Annotated in this window: 15 protein-coding genes and 1 tRNA gene; 5 read left to right on the forward strand and 11 right to left on the reverse strand. The window is 39.8% G+C overall.

Going from position 1 to position 20,769, the window contains the following annotated elements; translation table 11 throughout:
- Positions 1-24 precede the first annotated feature (24 nt).
- From M9949_02130 to M9949_02165, 8 genes are all read right to left on the reverse strand, one after another.
- Positions 25-6,576, reverse strand: coding sequence for an ice-binding family protein (locus tag M9949_02130; protein MCO5250203.1), 6,552 nt, complete (start codon positions 6,574-6,576; stop codon positions 25-27).
- A gap of 42 nt (positions 6,577-6,618) precedes the next feature.
- A complete protein-coding gene (locus tag M9949_02135) occupies positions 6,619-7,884 on the reverse strand; it encodes a hypothetical protein (protein MCO5250204.1) in 1,266 nt (421 codons plus the stop codon).
- A gap of 199 nt (positions 7,885-8,083) precedes the next feature.
- A complete protein-coding gene (locus tag M9949_02140) occupies positions 8,084-9,124 on the reverse strand; it encodes a hypothetical protein (protein MCO5250205.1) in 1,041 nt (346 codons plus the stop codon).
- Between the two features lie 449 nt (positions 9,125-9,573).
- A complete protein-coding gene (locus tag M9949_02145) occupies positions 9,574-10,170 on the reverse strand; it encodes a 50S ribosomal protein L25 (GenBank protein ID MCO5250206.1) in 597 nt (198 codons plus the stop codon).
- 29 nt (positions 10,171-10,199) lie between these two features.
- Positions 10,200-11,138, reverse strand: coding sequence for a ribose-phosphate pyrophosphokinase (locus tag M9949_02150; protein ID MCO5250207.1), 939 nt, complete (start codon positions 11,136-11,138; stop codon positions 10,200-10,202).
- A gap of 29 nt (positions 11,139-11,167) precedes the next feature.
- A tRNA-Gln gene (locus M9949_02155) sits at positions 11,168-11,239 on the reverse strand.
- A 50-nt stretch (positions 11,240-11,289) separates the two neighbouring features.
- A complete protein-coding gene (gene coaE / locus M9949_02160) occupies positions 11,290-11,955 on the reverse strand; it encodes a dephospho-CoA kinase (protein ID MCO5250208.1) in 666 nt (221 codons plus the stop codon).
- Between the two features lie 9 nt (positions 11,956-11,964).
- Positions 11,965-12,891, reverse strand: coding sequence for a DUF4412 domain-containing protein (locus tag M9949_02165; GenBank protein MCO5250209.1), 927 nt, complete (start codon positions 12,889-12,891; stop codon positions 11,965-11,967).
- A 375-nt stretch (positions 12,892-13,266) separates the two neighbouring features.
- Between M9949_02165 and M9949_02170 the strand changes: the two genes are divergently transcribed.
- Entirely contained in the window at positions 13,267-13,701 is a 435-nt protein-coding gene (locus M9949_02170; GenBank protein ID MCO5250210.1) for a hypothetical protein, read from the forward strand.
- Here the strand turns inward: M9949_02170 and M9949_02175 are convergent.
- A complete protein-coding gene (locus M9949_02175) occupies positions 13,698-13,955 on the reverse strand; it encodes a hypothetical protein (GenBank protein ID MCO5250211.1) in 258 nt (85 codons plus the stop codon). The two genes, M9949_02170 and M9949_02175, sit on opposite strands and share 4 nt — an antisense overlap.
- A 169-nt stretch (positions 13,956-14,124) precedes the next feature.
- On the opposite strand from M9949_02175, the gene M9949_02180 reads away from it, so the two are divergent.
- The 3 genes from M9949_02180 to M9949_02190 all read left to right on the forward strand — a co-directional run bounded on the left by M9949_02180 (position 14,125) and on the right by M9949_02190 (position 18,285).
- Positions 14,125-16,515: a M1 family metallopeptidase gene (locus M9949_02180; GenBank protein MCO5250212.1), complete on the forward strand. Its 2,391-nt coding sequence runs from the start codon at positions 14,125-14,127 to the stop codon at positions 16,513-16,515.
- An 88-nt stretch (positions 16,516-16,603) separates the two neighbouring features.
- Positions 16,604-17,776, forward strand: a complete 1,173-nt coding sequence (locus M9949_02185) for an XRE family transcriptional regulator (GenBank protein ID MCO5250213.1) — start codon at positions 16,604-16,606, stop codon at positions 17,774-17,776.
- A 2-nt stretch (positions 17,777-17,778) separates the two neighbouring features.
- On the forward strand, positions 17,779-18,285 hold the full coding sequence (locus M9949_02190; GenBank protein ID MCO5250214.1) for a DUF4411 family protein: 507 nt from the start codon (positions 17,779-17,781) through the stop codon (positions 18,283-18,285).
- A 50-nt stretch (positions 18,286-18,335) separates the two neighbouring features.
- Here the strand turns inward: M9949_02190 and M9949_02195 are convergent, their stop codons facing one another.
- Positions 18,336-19,676 carry an insulinase family protein gene (locus tag M9949_02195; protein ID MCO5250215.1) on the reverse strand — a complete coding sequence of 447 codons (1,341 nt, stop codon included), beginning with the start codon at positions 19,674-19,676 and terminating at the stop codon, positions 18,336-18,338.
- The gene (locus M9949_02200; protein MCO5250216.1) at positions 19,673-20,320 is read right to left on the reverse strand and encodes a CoA pyrophosphatase; all 648 of its coding nucleotides are present in this window, start codon (positions 20,318-20,320) and stop codon (positions 19,673-19,675) included. Before M9949_02200 ends, M9949_02195 begins: the two co-directional genes overlap by 4 nt.
- A gap of 99 nt (positions 20,321-20,419) precedes the next feature.
- Here M9949_02200 and M9949_02205 point away from each other — a divergent pair, with 99 nt between their 5' ends.
- Positions 20,420-20,758, forward strand: a complete 339-nt coding sequence (locus M9949_02205) for an MGMT family protein (protein MCO5250217.1) — start codon at positions 20,420-20,422, stop codon at positions 20,756-20,758.
- The last annotated feature ends 11 nt before the right edge of the window (positions 20,759-20,769 follow it).

Consider the following 20,769-nt stretch of genomic DNA (forward strand, 5'->3'; position numbering starts at 1 on the left):
TATTATTTAAATCAAACCTGAGGCTTATTTGACGTACATGAATGGTACGTAAATAGCTTCGTAATCTGTGCTGATAAGGATGCTATAGCTTCCTTGTGCACGATTCGTAAGGTCTATGTTGAAGTTGTGAACGCCAGCGCCACGAATTTGGTCAGATAGTACGGATACTAATTGACCGGCTGCGTTGCGGACTTCAATGCGTAAGTTTTGCTCAGTTGTCATCTCGACTTGTAATTTACCGAAATCTGTAACAGGGTTCGGAGTTACTTGTGAAACATAGATACTTTGCATTGAGTTAGGCATTGATAGTATTGGCACTACGATTTCCGAAAGGTCTTCGATTGTACCGTCTTTGGCTATGTATGCTAAGCGATAGACATAAGTTTTGCCCACTTCGAGACGTGAGTCATCGTCGAGCAACTTATATGTACCACCGTTTACATTTCCGGCAACGTTGGCAATCTTAACGAATTCGAATGTTTCAGCGTCTGCACGGTAGATTTCAAAGCCTAAGCTTCCACCTTCTGAAGCAGTTGCCCAAGCGAGTTCTACTTTGCTTTCGAATGAACGTCCGTCAAAGCCGATTAACTCAAGACCTGCAAACATACCTTCCATCGAAGATGTTTTCTTGCTACGTGGGTTACCGGTTCCTGTCGTTGTTCTGTATTTTACTACTTGTTCTTGGTATTTGAAGTTTTCTTGGAGATATTCGCAATAACCGCCATTTTGGTCTCCATTTGGTGGAGGAATATCATCTCCATAGAATCCGCCATAATTAGTAAAATAAACATCATAACGGAATTCGAATACTCTTGCATAGTAAGTAGTGTTCGAATTCAATCCGGTTACGGTAACTGCTCTTGGTGTAAAGGCTTCGTCGCAAGCGCAATCCAATTGATAGTACAATGCTCTGTTGCCCGAACCAATGTCTTCGCCATCAGTTGGGAAGGCTACTGATGTAACTCCCATTTCAGCGCCATAAACGTTACCGTCTGATGGGAATACATTGACTGAACTTCCTTGTTTGATTACAAGCAAACTACCTTCGCCGGTGGCTGTAGAAGCGCCTGATTTCAACCAACTAATATCGAATTTACTATTCGTTGTTCCTGAGAATGTGATACCATAAGCTTGTTGCCCTGGTTCGCCACCCAAGAAACTCAAAGGTCCGTCATCGTAATAATCCCAACCACCATCTAACTCAGCAAATAATGCGTCGCACCACCAGTCATAGTATGAGTCTTTGCCGAGTGGGCTTTCGATATTACTACACTCGTTGTCTAAACCGAATTGCAAATTGGTAAATGTCTTAGAAGTTTGGCTTATGGGCCAATTTTCGTCAGCTAATGGAGTACCATAATTTGCATAGTGGTCAAGATAGAAGTCTTGGTCATAATCTAAGTAAGCTGGGACAAGGTTTACTCCACCATCGCATGGTTCAGCAAACAATCCAACTGTAACGCTGAATACTTCTGCTGATGGCAATGTCAAATCACAATCATAGTCATATTCAACACCATTAATATGCGTAATAAACAAGTATTCAGCGACCGGACCTGTTTCAAATTCAAATGAATGACCCGGAGTCAAGTAATTTGGATTGTTACATTCGCCGCCGACTACTTCATAAACTACTGCACGATAATTAGTACATCCTGTCAAATAATCAACTGTTACTTGTGTGCCTGTTCCGTAGTAAACTACATAACCGCTACCACCTGTAGTACATGTTAAATAATCGCCATATCCAAATTCGCTGTCTGCATAGTAACTAACGCCATTAACAGGGTCAACTTCGCAATCAGTATCTTCGAATAGTATAACAATTACTGCATCGCCATCGCCGCGTGTCCAATTCAATTGAGCTTGAACTGCATACACATTGTCGGCAAAACCGCCACTTGCTTGTACTGTTGCTTGGCTTGCATTAACAAGGTTGATAGAAATCATATCAGTAACGACTTGAGCATTTGCTGCTAAGTCATATACCGAAGCACCTGTAGTAGGTCTGAATTCTAATACTTCGCAACCGTTAGGAGTTCCAACTACTGCGATTGTCAAGTATGCAAAATCATCGCCTGCTGTATGGTTAATTGCTGTAATAGATGCACCGGTAGCTGTACCACCGTTTTGGACGAATGTCAATGCCAAATCGCCTAAGACGACATCATCAACACTACCCATTACATCTTCATTCCACCAAATTGTAAGTTCTACGTTGTCATTATTCCATGCTATGTCATAAAATTCCGGAGGAGTAATGTCATAGATGGTTTCAGCAGGAGCGTAACAATCTTCTTGTTCAGGATTGAACGGATTGCCTGCTAAGTCAGTGATTCCGTGACCTGATGAATAGATACCAATCATTACAAGACCTTCTGTTGTAGGAGCAATTCCTACTGTGTAATCAGCACCTGAACCTGCGAAATCGTAAGTTGTGCCGTTTGTTACCACAAGGTCACTAACGTCAAAGTCGATTACATCTTCAGTCCAAGTAAATGATACTTCAAAGTTAACATTTGAATGTGACGGAGCATCAATTACAAGGCAAGGAGCAGTAACGTCAAGAATGACTTCGTCTGTTGCATCAATGCCTGTATTACCTGCACAATCAGTCAAAGTAACTGCTAAATCAACAGGTCCTTCTGTGTCGTCGCAAATTACTACCGGTAATTCTGAATCACCTTCAAACATGAAGTTATCAATTTCGGTTATACCAACTCCCAACCAAGTATCAGTTGCTCTTTGCTTAAATCCGAATACTTCGCCTGCCAGAACAGGAATTGATTCACTGCCTGACTGTGGATCATAATCACCATTAGTAGTAAGCTGAGTGAAATCGCCATCAATTGTATAACCAAATGGGTCAAAACCTGAGCCACCGACATCATATGTCTCAAAATACCAATCAAATGATATTGTACCATTTGCGGGTATTGTAATTGTTACGTCAACGTCGTTTTCTCCTAAAGCTTCTTCTTCATTATCTGCCGAAGTTACTAACAAAATAGTATTTCCGATAAATTCAGCCATGGAATTTTCTTCTTCTACAACATCCCAATTTCCGGGAGCAAATGGACCAGTGAAGTCAATATATTGGTCAATTCCTAACTGCACTATTTGTGGGCTTGTTGTAATTAATGTCGAACCTGAGTAAGTCATTAAACCAACTGTGATTTCCCAATCTGCTACTTCACCAACTACACCACCTGTGATAGTGACATAAATTTCGTCACAAGTTTCGGCATTGATATAGTCAATTGGACCGCCTGTAGAATTAGTAAATGTTGCTGTGTAGCCACTTGGTGCATCGTAGTCGTAGTTTGCGGAGATATCATAAGCTGTATATTCGTTGCCTGCACAGTCATAAACTTCCGATACATACATATATAATGTACCTGTACCCGAGCCTGAAAGTGCACTTACGCATACTGTCCAACTGCTGCCTTCGCCTGTGACGCTTGAAACTTCAAATCCGTAGCTAACATAAATATCTTCAGATGTGAAGTCGAATACTTCGCGGTCGAAATCAAAGTCGAAGCAAATTGGATTTGCATTTGTTACATCGCAATCTTCGTTGTAATCTACTGACCAATCAGCCGTAACAGGTGCGTGAACTACTTGGAATGCATCTTCAAGAGATGCTGTGGTTTCGTTGCCCGCTACGTCAGTAGCTGTAACAGCTACATCATATAGTCCCGATGGGAATGAGATGCTATCGCCAATTGTAATTGTATAGCAATAATTGCCTTCAAAGTCACTTGAATAAGTTGCTGACCATGACATTTCGCCAAACCATACAACTACTTCCAAGTTTGCGTCGTCAAAACTGCCGCAACCAATGTCGCTTGCATCGAAGCAAATTGTTACGATGTCTGTTGCTGTTACGCAAGTTTCATCAACAGTGATGTTTGCTACCACTGGGGCAGTGTTATCAATTGTAACTGCATTTGGTAGTTGTTGTGAGCCGGTATTGCCTGCTCCGTCTTGTACAAATACTGTTACAGTTACAGGACCCGATGGGTCGTTTTCTCCAACTGTATATGTAGCTGTATAAGCGGTAGCGCCTTCAATGATGACAGCTTCACAATTTCCACCCTCAGTTTCAACTAAGTCAACCATGACTGTAGTAGAATTCGAGAATGTCAATACAGCCCATGCCGCATCACAATCAAGAATACCACAACCGCCAATGTCTTCTGCGTTGAAAGTCAAAACTAAATCAACTCCCGGAGCAACGCAATCGTTAGGCGCAACTACAAGACCTGATACTACAGGTGCTGTGCGGTCAATTTGGAATCCGTCAAAGTCCATTCCTTCGTTGCCTGCACAATCTTCTGCTATCGCCTCAACCATAACAGCACCTTCGGCGTCAGCCGGTAGAACTGTATAATTAAATGTATAGTCCCATCCGCCGCTGCTTCCTGATACAACACTTACGAATGTAGCACTTGCAGTTTCTGAATCTGAAAACGTTAGAGTTACATATACATCAAAGAATGAGTCAACTGCACAACATGTAAATGAATCATCTGCGTTGAAAGTAATTGTTACCACATCTGTAGTTGTAACGCAATCGTCATCAATCATCAAATTTGTAACAATAGGGTCAGTATTATCAATTGAGAATGCAGAAGTTTCGTCTATTAGGAAACCATTTCCTGCATAGTCAGATATTTCATACCAGAAATCATATGAGCCGCTTTCTTCAGTACTTATATCATAACATACTGTAATTTCCCAAGTTCCTCCTTCTGAACTTTCGGTAGCTGATATTGAATAAGAAGTCCAATCAACGTATTGTGTACCAAAGTCAAGTCCGCAACCGAGGTCTTCTACTGTAAATGTTACACAGAATTGTTGACCTTCGCTCAAACAATCATCTTCGGGCCACATAACTTCGCCTACTAAAGCAGGAGCTGTAAAGTCGAATGTAGTAAATTGTTCAACTACTGTTTCGTTTCCGGCACCGTCTGTTGCAGTTAATGTTAGAGTTGCAGGTCCTTCAGGTGTTACTCCTAATACTACAGGATAAATAAAGTTGTAGAAAGGTTCCGTAACGTCTAATGTCATTCCAAGAGTTGTTGAATCTGCAAAAGTCCATATAGCTGTAACTGTCAATGGTCCACAACCAAGTGAATCTGTTACAGTTAATGTAAAGTTCACAGTGTCTTGATCGCCATAACATGATAACAAATCGTCTTCATCAATTACAGGCTGAGTCATGTCAATTGTGAATTTACCTGAGTCAAGTTGAAATGCGAAGTTGCCTGCAGGGTCAGTTCCCCAGACGCCAACGTTATAAGAACCTTCTATATCGGTAGAATCAACAATAACAGTGACACATAAAATATATGGGTCTTCTGTTGTTCCCGTACCTGATATGTCTGTAATAACCGCATTTGATGGTATCGGGTCAAAAAACAATCCCAAACCGTTTTCTCCAGGTATAGCAATTGAATCAATATTGAATGTGCCACAACCTTCTTCTATAATTGCTGTACATAAAGTAAGAGTATCACCTTCGCCTAAGCATGGTGCATCCCATTCTGTTACTTCTGTGCAAACTGTTTCTTCTTCAACAACTGCACATTCAACTTGATAACCATCAGGAGGAGTGTTGTCAACTGTGAAAGGAAGACCTGTCCAAGTTGTTTCATTATCGTTACAATCAGCTAAAATTACTTCAAACTGGTAATCTCCATCCGGAGTGCTTGATGTAACTGTATATGTAGCTGTATAGTCGTAACCATCTGAGCCTAATGTCAAGCTAGTTGCATGATATACCCAAGCGCCTGTTGTGTCAACATTCGGGTCCCAAACTTGAAGGTTAACTGTAGGAGTTGCATCACCGCAGCAACCAATGTCAAAGACATCGAAACCGATTTCGACATCAACACTATCGGGTGCGTTAACTGCATTCGTTGGTAAAGGAGAATCGGGGAAACTCCAATTATTAACCGATATGCAAGTTACTTGTAGTGAATCTGTAAATTCAGGACCTGTTGTAAATACCGGAGCAACGTTATCAAATGAGAATGCAAAGTCAAATGGCAATGAACCCGGATGGGTCACAACAACAGCATCATCTAATGTAATAGATGCTTCAAAAGCCAATAACCTACCATTTACTGTAGAACCCGTTCCAATCGTAATTCCTTGGTCAGCAAGAATTGTACCTGCGAATTGAACAGTCGTGCCGATTGTAGCTGATGTACCTACTTGCCAAAATATATTTGAAGCTGATGCACCGTTTTGTAAAGTAATAACTACACTATTTGCAACATTAAATGCTGCAGCGATTTGGAAAATCCAAACACTATTAGGATTGCCTCCACCATCAAGAATAATACTTGCAGGGATTGATGCAGTAGCAGTAGTAAATTTGTACAAACCCGGTGCTATCGTACCGGACAATTGTGAAGTGCCTGCTGTAGGATTCAAGAAAGTACCTGTAGGAATTGGAGTACGACCTGCAGCATCATTATATGCTATTGTCAAATCGCCCTTCGCTGCAGATAATAATGTAGCATTTGGTACCGAACCTGCGGGACCGGCTGCATCAACAGTGTACATAATACCTGTTACATTTGAAGCGTCAAATCCTGTTATACTTGCTCAGGTTATTGGGCTTGTACCGACATCACCTGTTATGGCAGTGTTAGTAGTGCCGGTGATTCCCGCGCCTGAAAGAACGGCAAAGTTTTCAGTAGAAAGCAAGTTCAAAGGTGGAATATTGTATTCACCGCTGCCGCCTTCGTTGCCAACGCAATCAGCATACAGACCGTCAATATCAATTCCAACTTCGCCGGTTAATCCGGATGTTTCTATGTCGAATTGGTAATCCTCAAGATTTTCACTTGCTATCCAAGTACCTCCGACCATAGTTGCACCAGCCAAAATAATACTCGTTTCGTCGAAGTCTTCAACGGGTTCTGTCCAATTGACATAAACGCGGTATCTTCCGCCAACTTCGCAAGCACCTGGACCAACTGAGTCACCCACGACCCAAACCGAATCCTGCCAAATTAGATGGAAAACTGTAATTGTAAAAGTAGGACCGTCGCAATCTTCGATAGGGGTAAACATTTCATCTGTAAATGTAGAACTTACATTATCAACATTTCCGTTATAACCCCACATTCTAACAAGGTGGTCAGCATTAAAGTTTTCAATTGGGAAACCTTCAATAGAAGTCAAGTCACCGAGGTCAATGTCAATCCAATCAGTTGGAATTGTATCACCTGCTACAGCACTGAAGGTTCCTAATACACCTGTTGGTATGTCTGCACACAAACTATCAGTATCATCGTAAAATAGAGACATAATTGTACCTGTGGAATTTACTCCGGCAGTCCAACTAATGTCAAAGTCGCAATTCCCTGCAGTGATAGTGATATCTGTTGGAGGTTGAGGAACCGCCGTCAGAGTAACAAAGCTGCGCGGGTTATTAAATCCGCCGGATGTGGTGAAGTAGTCGTATTCACCTGCATCTTCATCCCACTCGAAGATGCGTATCCAATACGTAGTTCCGGATGCGAGTCCCGACAAAGCGATTTGCTTTGAGATTCCTGTATGGACATCCACAACATATGAGCCTGTAGCGCCAATCTGTGGAGCCGTACCGTAAGAACCGTTAACGTCAGCAAAAGCTGAAGTTGTGGTACCAAGTGCTGTTTCGGTATCGCCCCAACTGTTGTCGGCTCTCACGACAACAAGTCTTCCTGCTCCATCGCCATTGTATAGCCATTTAGCAGTAGCGCTATTAGCTGTTATATTTTGCATGAAAATATAACGCGCTTGCTGGCTTGCGGCAAACATGTCGGAGCACGAAAGTAAGACTCCCAATAGGACGAGAGCCAAACTTAGTGTAAGTTTTTTCATAAAAAAACTTCCTTTAATAAATGAAACAAAATGTGTAAAAAGTGAAGTGATAATTTTCCAAAAAATTAACGAATTATCATAAAAAATGCAAATCACAGAACAAAAATCAGACTTTGGGGCTGATTCTTGATATAAAATAAATATTTTTTGAATAATAGCAAAATTAATTTTTCGCTAAGACTACAAAATTTTCTTAGTGTTACTGCTTCATTTCAACGACGAGCACCTTAGAATACGGACTAACAGAGGCTTTGCCGACAGCTTTGATGCGGCAAAACAATCTCAAGGGACCTTTTTCATCCGAAACAACAATCGGAATTTCAGAAATGCTCCCAATATTAGCCTCAGCATAAGGCTCAACTTTTTGAATAAAGCTTTCGTCTAATGCGATATCTATAACGTAAGATTCCGCACCGTCAACTCCGTCCCAATGCAAGACACTTTCGCCGTCAGTGCCGATTAGCGCCCTCAAATTCTTAGGCGGCGGAATCAGCGTGAACGTAGAGCGTGGATTGTTTTGGGAAGTATTAATTAGATAGTTTGTAAATTTACCTTCGCCGTTATAATCGAAAATTCTGAAATGATACTCGGCATATTTCAATCCCGTCACCTGTATGTCCAACTTACCTGTGTTCGGTCCGCTGTATAGCACATAAGTATTAGTGCCTGGGATTAGAGATTGGGGGTTGCCAAAAGTAGCATCAGCAAAATATTCGGCTCCGTCGGTAGGCGTGGCACCCGGAGCGTTTTCGGAGACTGTAACGAGTACATTGGAGCCGTTTCCGGCTATCCAAAGCAATCCTACATTGTTGTAGCTTTTGTTTTTGAATGCGATAGCGCGAGCCGGTTGAACCGGTTCTGTATCAAAGGTATTGATTATAATAGAATCAATCTTAGTGATTTTATTTGATTTTTTGTCGTAAACAATATAATCCACGACATATTCAGTAGCGGGTTTGAGATTTTCGATTGCGATATCATGGAATTTTGCACTTGAATAAGCAATTTTGCCGAAATCGGCAGGCATTACTTTTGTTAAAGCCACATGATTAGTCGAATCGTAGGTCATCATAATTTTTGGAGAGTCAAGATTGCGGAAAGCGAGAGAGATAGCTGTATTAGCCACAGGGGCGACTGTGACATAAATTTCAGTTTCAGTCTGAGCATTAACTATGAATTGGGCATAGCCCAGACTAACGTTAAGGCTAAATACAAGGATTATTATACAAAAATTTTTCATTAGCACTTGATTTTGTTTATAAACGGACAACAAAGATACTAAAAAGAAGTAAACTACCAAATAATATTTTAAATAATTATCCACAATTATCACATATTATTTATATAGAAAAATTTTCTTTTCCCTTTGTCACATATAAGAAATGTAAAATATTTCATACCTGAAACCGGCGTCTAAGTAAATTTACTTAGATAGCCGGTTGTTTTCTGTTAATTTTTTTAGGACGAGGCAGGCAAAATTGTACTGTCATTCTGAGCCGAAGGCGAAGAATCAAGTTTTCAAAAATATATGGATTCTTCACTTCGTTCAGAATGACAAAGAATGATTGAATATTCCTCAAAAGCCTTTCTCCCTCTGGTGTTAAGTCAATATATTTTTGCCAAAAAAAAAGCCCCTGCTCGAAGAAAAGCAGGGGCAAAGGGTGTAAATTCTATGAAAAGAGAATGGAACTAAACGGCAGTATCAGCTTCAGTTCCTGTAGTGGTAACTGTACCGCCTCTTGGTCTGGTAACTTGAACGATATTGGTATCGAGCGGAAGGTCAATTTCCATATTGCCGAAATCAATATCACTCAACATTATACTATCGCCCATGTTTAGTTTGGTAACGTCAACTTCGAAAGCTTCGACCAGGTCGGAAGGTAATGAATGGACTTTGACTTTGTGCAAAGTATGCATCAACTTACCGCCTAAGCGAACGCCAACAGCTTGACCAACCACCTTGATAGGCAAATCGACAGTGATTTTTTGACCTTTTTTCAAGCCCAATAAATCGAAATGCACGATAGCATCAGTAACGGGGTCGAAAGAAATAGCTTTCAAAAGACATTGATATGGTTCTGTATGTCCTTCGACGTTCAATTGAACGATTTTTGTGATATTAGTGTAAACAATCGGGCGCAAGTCAATAGGTTTGACTTTAATGCTGATGTTTTCTTCGCCTTTGATATAGTAAACACCGGTAACATAGCCCTCATTACGAGTAGCTTTGGCGCCTTTTTTACCTGTATCGCGGGTTTTAGCGTTTAATGTAATTTCTTGCATCATATTATTAAATCCTTTATTATCTTAATTTCTTATCTTTCAATCTCGAAAAGTGATGAGATAGACCTATTGTCATGAGTGCGAATAATCGCTTCGGCAAGTAATTCACCGACAGTGACAACTTGAATCTTTTCCGATTCTCTCCACAAAGGTATCGAATCGGTTACTAAAACTTTTTTGACAGCATCGCTGGATTCGATTAAATCTATTGCATTGCCCGAAAAGACAGGATGCACAGTAATACCGTAAATATCAAGAGCGCCCTTGTCTTTGAGTGCTTCGGCACATTTCACAAAAGTAGAGCCTGTATCAATCATGTCGTCCACAATGATTGCATTTTTGCCTTGGACGTCGCCGATAATATTTATAATCTCGGAGACATTATGAGCAGGACGACGTTTATCAAGCAGAACCAAATCCGTATTCAATCTTTTCGCATAAGAGCGAGCAGTTTTTGCCCCACCGACATCCGGCGCCACGACAATCAAATTGTCGAGATTCATCTTCCGAAAAGCCCTAATCAGTACAGGCGAAGCATACAAGTGGTCGAGCGGAATATCGAAAAATCCTTGAATTTGCGACGAATGTAAATCAATTGTAATGACCCTATCAGCGCCTGCACGAGTAATCAAATTTGCTAACAATTTAGCTGTCACCGATACACGCGGTTGGTCTTTGCGGTCTTGCCTGGCATATCCGTAATAGGGTAGCACAGCCGTAACTCGCTTAGCCGAAGCCCTTTTGGCAGCATCAATCATAATCAGCAACTCCCAGATATTATCCGCTGGAGCAAAGGTTGATTGAATCAAGAATAAGTCAACTCCGCGGACGTTCTCCTCGAATTTGACCCATATTTCCCCATCGGAGAAATTGCGGATTGTAGTTTCGGACAATTCAATACCAAGGTGCCCTGCAACTTTGTTGGAGAGCCCAATATTGGACCTGCCGGAGGCTACTTTGAAATCATGCATCTTAAAAATAGACCTTACGATAGAAAAAGCTGGGACGGCAGGATTCGAACCTGCGAATGGCGGACCCAAAACCCGCTGCCTTACCACTTGGCGACGTCCCAGTATCCTATTACATTTAATAGGAATACAAAAATAATAGGTTTTTGGGAATCTACAAAATATTTTCTTTTATATTTTGAAAATTTTTAGGAGGTAATGACTGAATCATAGACAAAATGAAATTAGCAGATTGGCTCAAATCATTGATGGAGCCATTGTTTTCGATAGTAAAATCAGCCAAAGAAATTAATTGTTCTTTCGAAGTTTGCGTGCTCATTCTTTTTCGGATTTCGCTCTCGTTCATCGAGCGACTTTCCGTCAATCGCTTGATACGAAGTTCGTCATCAGCCACCACAGCGATTACATAGTCAAATCCATCATCAATTCCGGCAGAATAAATCAGCGCACTTTCGACAAAAATCACCTTTTCGCCCGATTTGTGCAGTTCTTCGATTCTCGCAATCATCGCTTCAATAACGGGCGGATGAACAATTCTGTTCAGACGGTCGAGCTTTTCGCTGTCGTCGCCAAAAACGATACTTCCCAAAAATTGTGAATTCAGCTTGCCGTCTTTGAATGCTTTCTCGCCAAATTCAGCTCTGATAGAATTGCTTACTTCAGAGTTACTTGCCATAACATCTTTAGCCAAATCATCAGTATTAATCACTACAAAGCCGCGTCCGGCGAAAATTGATGCAACGGCAGATTTGCCGGCACCAATTCCGCCTGCCAGCCCTATCACAAGCAAATCGTCATTTTCTTCGTTAATTTCTTCCATTTATTTGGCTTATTTGCCCATATTTCCGAAATTCATCACAGTATATCCTTTGGTAGATATGCTTGATTTTTTGTTCAAATTAACATCGGTAACTCTCATAACGGTTTTGCCTTTTTCACCTTTCATAGTAGATTCAGCTTCGAGCACAAAACCATCTCTAACGCTACTGTAAGGGGAGTTCTTCTTCTTTTGTTGTGATTGCAAAAACTGAAAAGCTTTGAATGTGGACATCTTGATTTCATGGCTAATCCATGCGTCAGTAGTACCCTCTTCAGATTCGATGATATAGTTCTCGCATTTATAGCCCAAAATTGACTTAGTTTTTCCTGTTTTATTGATTTTGACATTTTCAGATTTTTCTTCAACGAGCGAATCCGCCATGTCTCCGAATCCCTCAAGGTTCATAATCATCGCCATGTTCATGTCACCGCTTTGTGTAAGAGTAACCATGGATTTCAAATCATTATCGAAAATCATGAAGGATTTAGCTTTTTCGTCCATTTTTTTTCCGTCCGCTTCGATAATTTCCATTCCAACGTTATCGCCGGATTTGTCGAGGTGCATAATCATTTTGGTATTAAGTTTACGCTTGTCGCCTTGTACCGTTTCAGTCTCCATAGCGAAATAGCCGTCAAAATTATAATTTTCGGGCAATTTAACGTCAGCACTACCGCCAAACATTTTGCTCATCATTCTTGCAGCAGCAGCGTCTTGGTCTTCGTTTTGATTCGTGGATGATTCACCGCTGCTTTTCATCGAATCTTCGGCTTCGTCTAAGCCTTCGTCAATTTTTTCGTCCATTTTTTTCTCAATTCGTTCTTCAGTTTTTTTAGTCGCACTTTTCACAGCCTTTTCCTTCAACTTGTTAAGAAAACCCTGAGCAGATGCGTCAGTAGTGATAAACGCCATAGCACATAGTATTATGAATAATTTCATAGCATACTCCTTGATATTTATGATAAGATGATGTCATATTAACGATAATTTTTGAAACGAAAGTAACTTTTATTATTGTAAAAGTCAAAAATGAAAAAATATTTAATAAAAATAAAAGAAAATTCATTCTATTTCTAAATTTTTTATTATTTTTGTACTTTTTTAATTAAAATTGAAAAAGAATAATCTAAGTTTGAAGAATACATTAAGTTTTTTGAAGATAATACAAAAGTAAAGGCAATAGGCTTAAGATATGGAAGCACCAGACGCAGAATTCGTATTTTCGCGATTAGTAATACTGAGAGATATAGCTGAAATTGCCGGTGTAGTGCCGCGGGAATAATAAGCGACACAGCACTCCGAAAATTTAGATCAATGCCGAATTCGGAAATAGATTTGAAGAAAATATCCGGATTGAGCCAAATTTTTGTCCAAAAGTATGCAAAAGTGTTTTTGCAGGAACTAAAGAAGATACGGACTCAACCCAAAGAGCACAAGGTCTCGAAGTTAGCCCAAGATACTCTGACAATGATTCAGCAAGGATATACATTTGATGATTTGCAAAAGCGTCTTTTCGGTGGCAATAAGACAATGGCTGCAAATTGCATAATCGAACTGCTCGAAGCCGACCACTATATAAACCGGAAATTGTTTTTAGATGAAAAAATTTATACAAAAGTTAAGTCTGCTTACAAAAAGAATGCCGACATAACAACTAAGGAACTTCAAGCTAAATTTGAAGAAGAGATTGACAAATCAATCATCAAAATGACCGTTTCATTTGTCCGATTTGAACTTCGCCACTCTTAGGATTTTGCTAGCAGGATTCTTATCAACTTTGCTAATTCCTCAACAGATTTCGTTTTTGTCACTTTCGAGAAATGATTCACTGTGCTTTTCAGCTTAGTGTTGTTTTGCATTTCGTTCAAGAAAGTGCGTTTCAAAGCAACGAGAGCCTTGTTGGTCAGCTCTTCGTGACGCATATGCTCAGACGATGTCTCACTCTGATAGCGTTCAATTTCTTGATGCGTAAATGGATAATATGTAATTTTCTTTTTGGACATTTCCGAAAATATTTAGGAATTAATCAAATTCATTTAGCTAAAATAATCAATTTTTATAGAATTCTCCCACATTGATTTTTCTGAAAATGCAAAGGCATTGTTAGAAATTTGAAAATCAATGATTAAATTGCATACTCACATTTTGTAATTTTAAAAATTCAAATAAATCATGAAAATCTTATTTACAACTTTAATATTCTTAGCTTTTTGCACTGAGATTTTTAGTCAAAAAAACCCCAAAAGCGAGTCCTATCCGTTCGACGCTTACAAACAGCCGGTTGATATGACCGTTGACATTATTCACCTCAAAGGCGAGCTCAAAATCGAACCTGTCGGTCAAATCGTAGATGGCATTGCGACTATGTCATTCCGCACATTGCGACCTCGAATAGACTCTCTGATTTTTCATAGTCCGGAAATCGTGATTAAATCCATTAAAATCCAAAACGACAGCATTGATTTCAAAATCGTGGGTAATCAAACAATTGCATACCCAAAGGATAATTTGGATTATCAAGGTGTTTATGAAATGGTGATTGATTACCGTGCAACGCCAACAGAGGGGCTATATTTCACAGGTTGGAGAGACCCGAGCGACCGAATGAGAAAGCAAATTTGGGCACACAGCCCCGGGAATTGGATGCCATTTATTAATCAAAAGCATGACATTTTGACAAGCGAATTCATCGTAACTTTTGATTCTAAGTATAAAGTCTTTTCCAACGGTGACAGATTGATGGAACGTGACAATCGAGACGGCACGACAACATGGCATTATAAATTGGACAAACCGCACGTAGTTTATTTGATTTGTCTTGTGATTGGAGAGTACAACTATCGCACATTGCATTCCAAGAGCGGAGTTCCGCTCGAAATGTGGTATTATCCCGACTTGGAAGACCGTTTTGAAACTACTTATATGCACATGGAAGCAATGGTTGACTATTTTGAAGAGGAAATCGGCATCAAATATCCTTGGAGCATTTACAGGCAAGCACCTCTGAACAATTACCTTTACGGCGGAATGGAAACCACAACGGCAACCGTTTTCGGTGATTACATGTACATTGACCCTCGAGCATGGTGGATGCGGAATTACGTAAACGTCAACGTACACGAGTTAAATCATCAGTGGTTCGGCAATCTTATATCGCATCTGAACAACAAGCACGTTTGGCTCACAGAGAGCTTTGCAACTTATTATGCGAAAATTTTCGAGCGGGAAATTTTTGGCGAAGATTACTATCAATGGGAGCGAGTTAAAGAATATGAACGCACAATGAATGCTGCAAAAGTGAACGATTTGCCCGTCGGACATTCTCAGGGTGGCACCGACAGATGGTATCCCAAAGGCTCATTAGTGCTGGATATGATGCGAAATTTCATGGGCGACACATTGTTCCGAACTGCATTCAAATATTACGCCGAGCAACATTCGCACAAAGTAACTGAGACCTATGATTTGCTCAAAGCAATTCGCGAATCAACAGGAATGGCTTTGGATTGGTTCTTCGACCAATGGATTTTGCGTGGGGGAGAGCCGCATTTTCAATTCAAATGGGATTATACAAAATCAAGCGATGGAGCGAATGTCATCCGTTGCGATATTGCTCAAATCCACCCGAGAAGCGAATTAATCGGATATTTCAAAGTGCCTTTGCAACTCGATGTTTACTACAAAGACGGCAAATCCGAGTCGTTCAATATTTGGGTTGATTCCAATTTGGTGCGTGATTTTCCGGTAAAGGAAAAGCCCCTTTTCGTAGTCTTCGACCCGGAAAGAAAAATATTGAAAAAACTCACCCACATTCGCGAAATTGAGCAAATTAAATCGCAAGCACTGATGGCGAAAAATATGATTGACCGTTACGATGCCCTGCTCGAATTGGACAAATTCCCTATTGACGATAAGCGAGCAACATTGCACAAAGCTTTCAAACAGGAGAAATATCATTTGATACGAAGTGAAATCATTCGCCAAATCGCAAATGATGATAAATCTCACGATATTTTTGTTCAAGCGATTAACTCCGGTGATGAGTGGGTAGTTCGCTCAATCGTAACAAACATCACCCAAGTACCGCAAAAGCTCGAAAAGGAGTATCGGAAAATACTCATAGATTCTTGCTATATCAATGTTGAAAAATCTTTGGAAAATCTGACAAAATCTTTCCCCGACAATGATTATCTGACACAGACAAAAGATGAAATCGGGTGGCGCGGCAAAAATATTCGTATCAAATGGATTGAATTGGCGATTGCCAAAGGGCAACTGGAATATACAGCAGAATTGGTGGATTACACAAGCATCAGCTTCGATTTCGAAACTCGCATCAACGCATTCAACGCCTTGCAAAACTTAAATTATTACGACCGTCACGTAGTCTCAAACCTAATATCAGCTTATTTAGATTGGCAATTCAAATTGAGCAATGCCGCCAAAGAAGTAATGCAAAAATTCGCAGAAAATGAAAAATTCAAAACAGCAATCACCAACTTCTTGAAGCAGCAAAACTTCACGGAGAAGGAGCAGGCGAAGATAGAGAGACTGAGGTTATAACATCTCTTTTGCTACGTCATTGTAGATGATATACATTTTATTCTTTCTACATTTATGATTGATATAAAAATTTGTATTTTTGCATTATATGGCAGATAAAGCATACATAACGGCAAAGGTTTTTAAATGGGCGAGACAATCAGCTAAAATGACTGAAGAAATTGCTGCATCTAAAGTTGCCGTGTCTGTTGATAGATTCAAAGCATGGGAAAATGGGGAAGCATACCCTACAATAAAACAAGCACAAAAACTGGCGAAAGCATATAGAAGACCATTCGCCTTATTCTTTCTACCTGATGTGCCGAATGATTTTCAACCTTTACAAGACTTCAGAAAAACCGGCTCAAAAGAATTGAGTACGTCCTCAATTTTTATTATTCGTGAAATTCAACAAAAACAAGCATGGATAAGTGAAGTAAATGAGGAAAACAATGAAAACAAGGTTCCATTCATTGGAAGATTTTCAATAAAGGACAACCCGAAAATAGTGGCTCAAGACATTTTGATTGAGCTAAATATTAACCCACTAAATTACAAATCAAATAATCCAATTTTGGAATGGATTGATAAAGCAGAATCTCATGGAGTCTTTATTTCAAGGACGAGTTTCATCCATTCAAGACTTAAATTGGACTCAAATGAGATTCAAGGTTTTGCAATTGCGGATAAATATGCACCTTTCGTTTTTATAAATTCAGATGATTGGAATGCACCTCAGTTATTTACCTTAGTTCATGAACTCGCTCACCTTTGGATTGCTGAAACGGGTATATCAAATGACATTGAGCCAACAATCAAAAATCAAAGGAACAAAAACCCAATTGAATTATTCTGCAACGAAGTTGCGGCTAATGCCTTAATGCCAAGTGAGTTCATTGAGAACCTTGATAAAAGCGCTTTTGATAATGCGAAAGAAGTTTTCAAAAATGCAAAAGCAATCGGTGTTAGCTCATTTGCTTTGTTGGTCAGGGCATTAAATCTCAACATCATTTCTTTAAGAACTTATAAAAATTTGAAGCATTTTGCAGACATCGATTTCCATGAATTTTTAAGAAGAGAAGAATCAAAGAAGATTAAACAAAAACAAAATCCAGGTGGTCCTGATTATTTTTTGCTGCAGCTAAACCGAAATAGCCGCTTGTTTACCCAAACAGTATTAGATGCTTTTCGAGGAGGCGCTATTGAACCCTCACTTGCAAGCAACTTATTAAATGTTCAGGTAAACAGGTTTCCCAAACTTGAAGCACAAATGAATAGGTGAGTATGGCTGTCAAAAGATATTGTTTAGACGCTAATGTGCTTATTCAAGCATGGCAAAAATACTATTCTCCCAAAATATGCCCGAGTTATTGGGACGTGCTTAATTCTCTTGGAATTCAGAATATCATCTTCATGCCGGAGATGGTATTTGACGAAATAGTGAAAACAGATGATGACCTATCAAAATGGTTGAAATCAAGTATGATTCCGATTAAAAAGATTGATGAACAAGTTACAAAATGTCTGAAGGACATCTATTCAGCCGACCCTAACCATAAATACTTAGTTGATAATATAAAATCACGGTCATTGGCTGACCCTTGGGTAATTGCTCATGCACTCAGCGAAAATGCGATAGTTGTAACCAAAGAAGAAAAAGTAACAGCAGCAAACTCGATGAAAATAAAGATTCCTAATGTTTGCGAGAAAATGAAGGTTTCTTGGATAAACGACTTTCAATTGATTGACGAATTAGGAATAAGCTTTAAATGTGAAATTGAAACGAAATGAAGAATGCTTTTGTCAATTTTTCATTCCTAATTCATTCTTACAAAATCTCACTATAACATCTCTTTCCCAATATCATAATAAATCAAATTCTCCATGCCGGCAAATTTCGTTTGCAAAGTCTTTTCGTCGGAGCAAACTGCAATCGTGTAGTTTGGCGATGAGAGATGCTCGATAGCTTTGGCGGTGACTTCCTGAGCGGTGAGACTTGTGATTTTTTCGTAAAAACGATTGTAATAATCAAGTCCCAAATCGTCCGACAAGAGCGATTGAACCATGTTGGCGATTAGCCCGGGCGTTTCGGTGCCACGAACGAAGGAACCATACATAAATTTGACACATCTGTCTAATTCTACATCAGTAAAAGGATTCTCGGCGAAAGAGTTCAACTCCTTGTTCAAAAAATCTATCGAATCGTTAATGCCGTCGCTATTCAAGGATGAAAATGCCGTGAATACCGAAAAATGTTTCAGCGAATCAATTGTACTGCCGGCGCCATAAGTCAGCCCCTTTTCCTCTCGCAAGTAAGCATTGATTCGCGACATGAAAAATCCGCCAAGAATTGTATTCGCTACTTGCAATGTAGGGAAATCCTCATGCTTTTTCGGAATTGTAGTTCTGCCCAATCTCAAAACAGTTTGCGAAGCATTTTGCTTAGGTGCCAATATGATTGATTTGACAGAATTTGCTTCTACATGTTCATCTTCAAATTTGATTCTATTGATTGCTCCCATTATTCCGCTTGCGGTGGAGTTCAGTTCCGCATCGGCGAAGTTGCCCGTTACGATGATAACCTTCAGCGATGGTAAAATATTATTAACCAAAATTTTCTTGCAATCTTCTAAAGTTACGGACATTATTTCCGATTTGTTGCCCGAACGGGGACGCTCATATGCAGTTCCGTGCAAAAGGTACTTGTTATATGCCAATTGGCATACAAATCCCGAATCGGACAGATTATAGTCAATATTTGCGACAAGTCTTTTTTTGATGCTATCAAGCTCATTTTGCTTCAAATCCAAATCGGTCACACTTCGCAAGAGCATATCCAAGCATTTCAAATAATGGTCCGATGGCGAGGAAAATGTCAAAGCTGCATCATTCCAATACGCCAAAGCATTCAAGGACGCTCCGAAAAACTCATATTTGTCGGCAACATCATTTTCGCTCATACCTTTGATTGCAGATAGGAGCAATTGCATCGCTATTTGTGTGCTTCCCGGGATTTTTTCAGCCGAACTTCCGCGACCGAACACCACTTTGAGGTGAATCAAGGGCTGCGTTTCGTCTCGGTATGATGCAATTGTCACATCATTGCTATCAAAAGAGCGAACCTTTGGGAATGCGAACACGTTCGGTTCCTTGTTAAATGGCGCTTTTGTACGGTCTATCATGATTCTTCCACGCTTATTAGTTCATAAATATCTAAAAATTCTCTTAAAATCATCGAAGTGGCACCCCAAAGTTTAGCTTTCGGATGCACATCCCAAAATGGTATTGTGACAAGTTTATCTTCAAATTTTGATTCTTCGTGTTTGAGTAAATCAACATCAAGCAAGGTATCAATGCTCACCCAAAAGTAATCCTCCACCTCATCAGGGTTGATTACAATGTTCGGAGGCGAATCAACATATGCTACAATCGGCGTAATGAGCGATTTCGATGGTGGCACAAACAATGGCGAAAGCTCGCAAACCACGTTCACGAGCGACGGTTGGATTCCCGTTTCTTCGTGCGTTTCGCGTAAAGCAGTCATCACAGCCGTTTCTCCTGCTTCCATTCGTCCGCCGGGAAAACTAATTTGCCCTTTGTGACTATTCACTTTTTCACTTCGCAAGGTAAAAAGGATTTGAACGTCGTTAATTTGTTGTGAAAGCAAAATCAACACAGAACTTTTTTTATACTCGCCCGAAGGAGCAAAATTTCTAAAGCTGACACCCCGAAACGTAGGCGCCATCTTGATGTGCGAATCAAAACCGCTAAGATTTGACCCCGCCAAACGCTTAAATCTATCAATAATTTCAAAAAAAGTATGCATCGGAATTGTTTGTTTCACTTAAAAAATTTGGAGCATCGAGATAAATATTATATATTTCAGTTTGGTAAATGTAGAATTTGCAAAAATATTTTTTTCTTTATGAATGTTGGCGAAAATATATTCGAAAAAGTGTACGAAATTGTAAAAAATATCCCTTTGGGTAAAGTTACAACTTATGGTGCAATTGCGCAAGCGATTGGCATCAAATCTTCGGCACGAATGGTCGGTTGGGCGTTGAACTCAGACCGCGGAAATATTACTATGCCTTATCACAGAGTAGTGAACAGAAACGGACAACTAACCGGCAAAAACTATTTCCATACTCCCAACATGATGAGAGAGCTATTGGAATCGGAAGGAATCAGCTTCGTAAACGAGTCAGTGGATATGACTAAGCATTACTGGTCACCTTTCGACAAGAATAATTTGGACGATTAGTTAAATTTATA

Source organism: Candidatus Kapaibacterium sp., assembly GCA_023957315.1.
Lineage (GTDB): Bacteria > Bacteroidota > Ignavibacteria > Kapaibacteriales > UBA2268 > PGYU01.

Coding starts and splice junctions, on each gene's coding strand:
- M9949_02130 (MCO5250203.1), bottom strand. CDS start 6,576: ATGTACACTGTTGATGCAGCCGGTCCCGCAGGTTCGGTACCAAATGCT.
- M9949_02135 (MCO5250204.1), bottom strand. CDS start 7,884: ATGAAAAAACTTACACTAAGTTTGGCTCTCGTCCTATTGGGAGTCTTA.
- M9949_02140 (MCO5250205.1), bottom strand. CDS start 9,124: ATGAAAAATTTTTGTATAATAATCCTTGTATTTAGCCTTAACGTTAGT.
- M9949_02145 (MCO5250206.1), bottom strand. CDS start 10,170: ATGATGCAAGAAATTACATTAAACGCTAAAACCCGCGATACAGGTAAA.
- M9949_02150 (MCO5250207.1), bottom strand. CDS start 11,138: ATGCATGATTTCAAAGTAGCCTCCGGCAGGTCCAATATTGGGCTCTCC.
- coaE (MCO5250208.1), bottom strand. CDS start 11,955: ATGGAAGAAATTAACGAAGAAAATGACGATTTGCTTGTGATAGGGCTG.
- M9949_02165 (MCO5250209.1), bottom strand. CDS start 12,891: ATGAAATTATTCATAATACTATGTGCTATGGCGTTTATCACTACTGAC.
- M9949_02170 (MCO5250210.1), top strand. CDS start 13,267: ATGCCGAATTCGGAAATAGATTTGAAGAAAATATCCGGATTGAGCCAA.
- M9949_02175 (MCO5250211.1), bottom strand. CDS start 13,955: ATGTCCAAAAAGAAAATTACATATTATCCATTTACGCATCAAGAAATT.
- M9949_02180 (MCO5250212.1), top strand. CDS start 14,125: ATGAAAATCTTATTTACAACTTTAATATTCTTAGCTTTTTGCACTGAG.
- M9949_02185 (MCO5250213.1), top strand. CDS start 16,604: ATGGCAGATAAAGCATACATAACGGCAAAGGTTTTTAAATGGGCGAGA.
- M9949_02190 (MCO5250214.1), top strand. CDS start 17,779: ATGGCTGTCAAAAGATATTGTTTAGACGCTAATGTGCTTATTCAAGCA.
- M9949_02195 (MCO5250215.1), bottom strand. CDS start 19,676: ATGATAGACCGTACAAAAGCGCCATTTAACAAGGAACCGAACGTGTTC.
- M9949_02200 (MCO5250216.1), bottom strand. CDS start 20,320: ATGCATACTTTTTTTGAAATTATTGATAGATTTAAGCGTTTGGCGGGG.
- M9949_02205 (MCO5250217.1), top strand. CDS start 20,420: ATGAATGTTGGCGAAAATATATTCGAAAAAGTGTACGAAATTGTAAAA.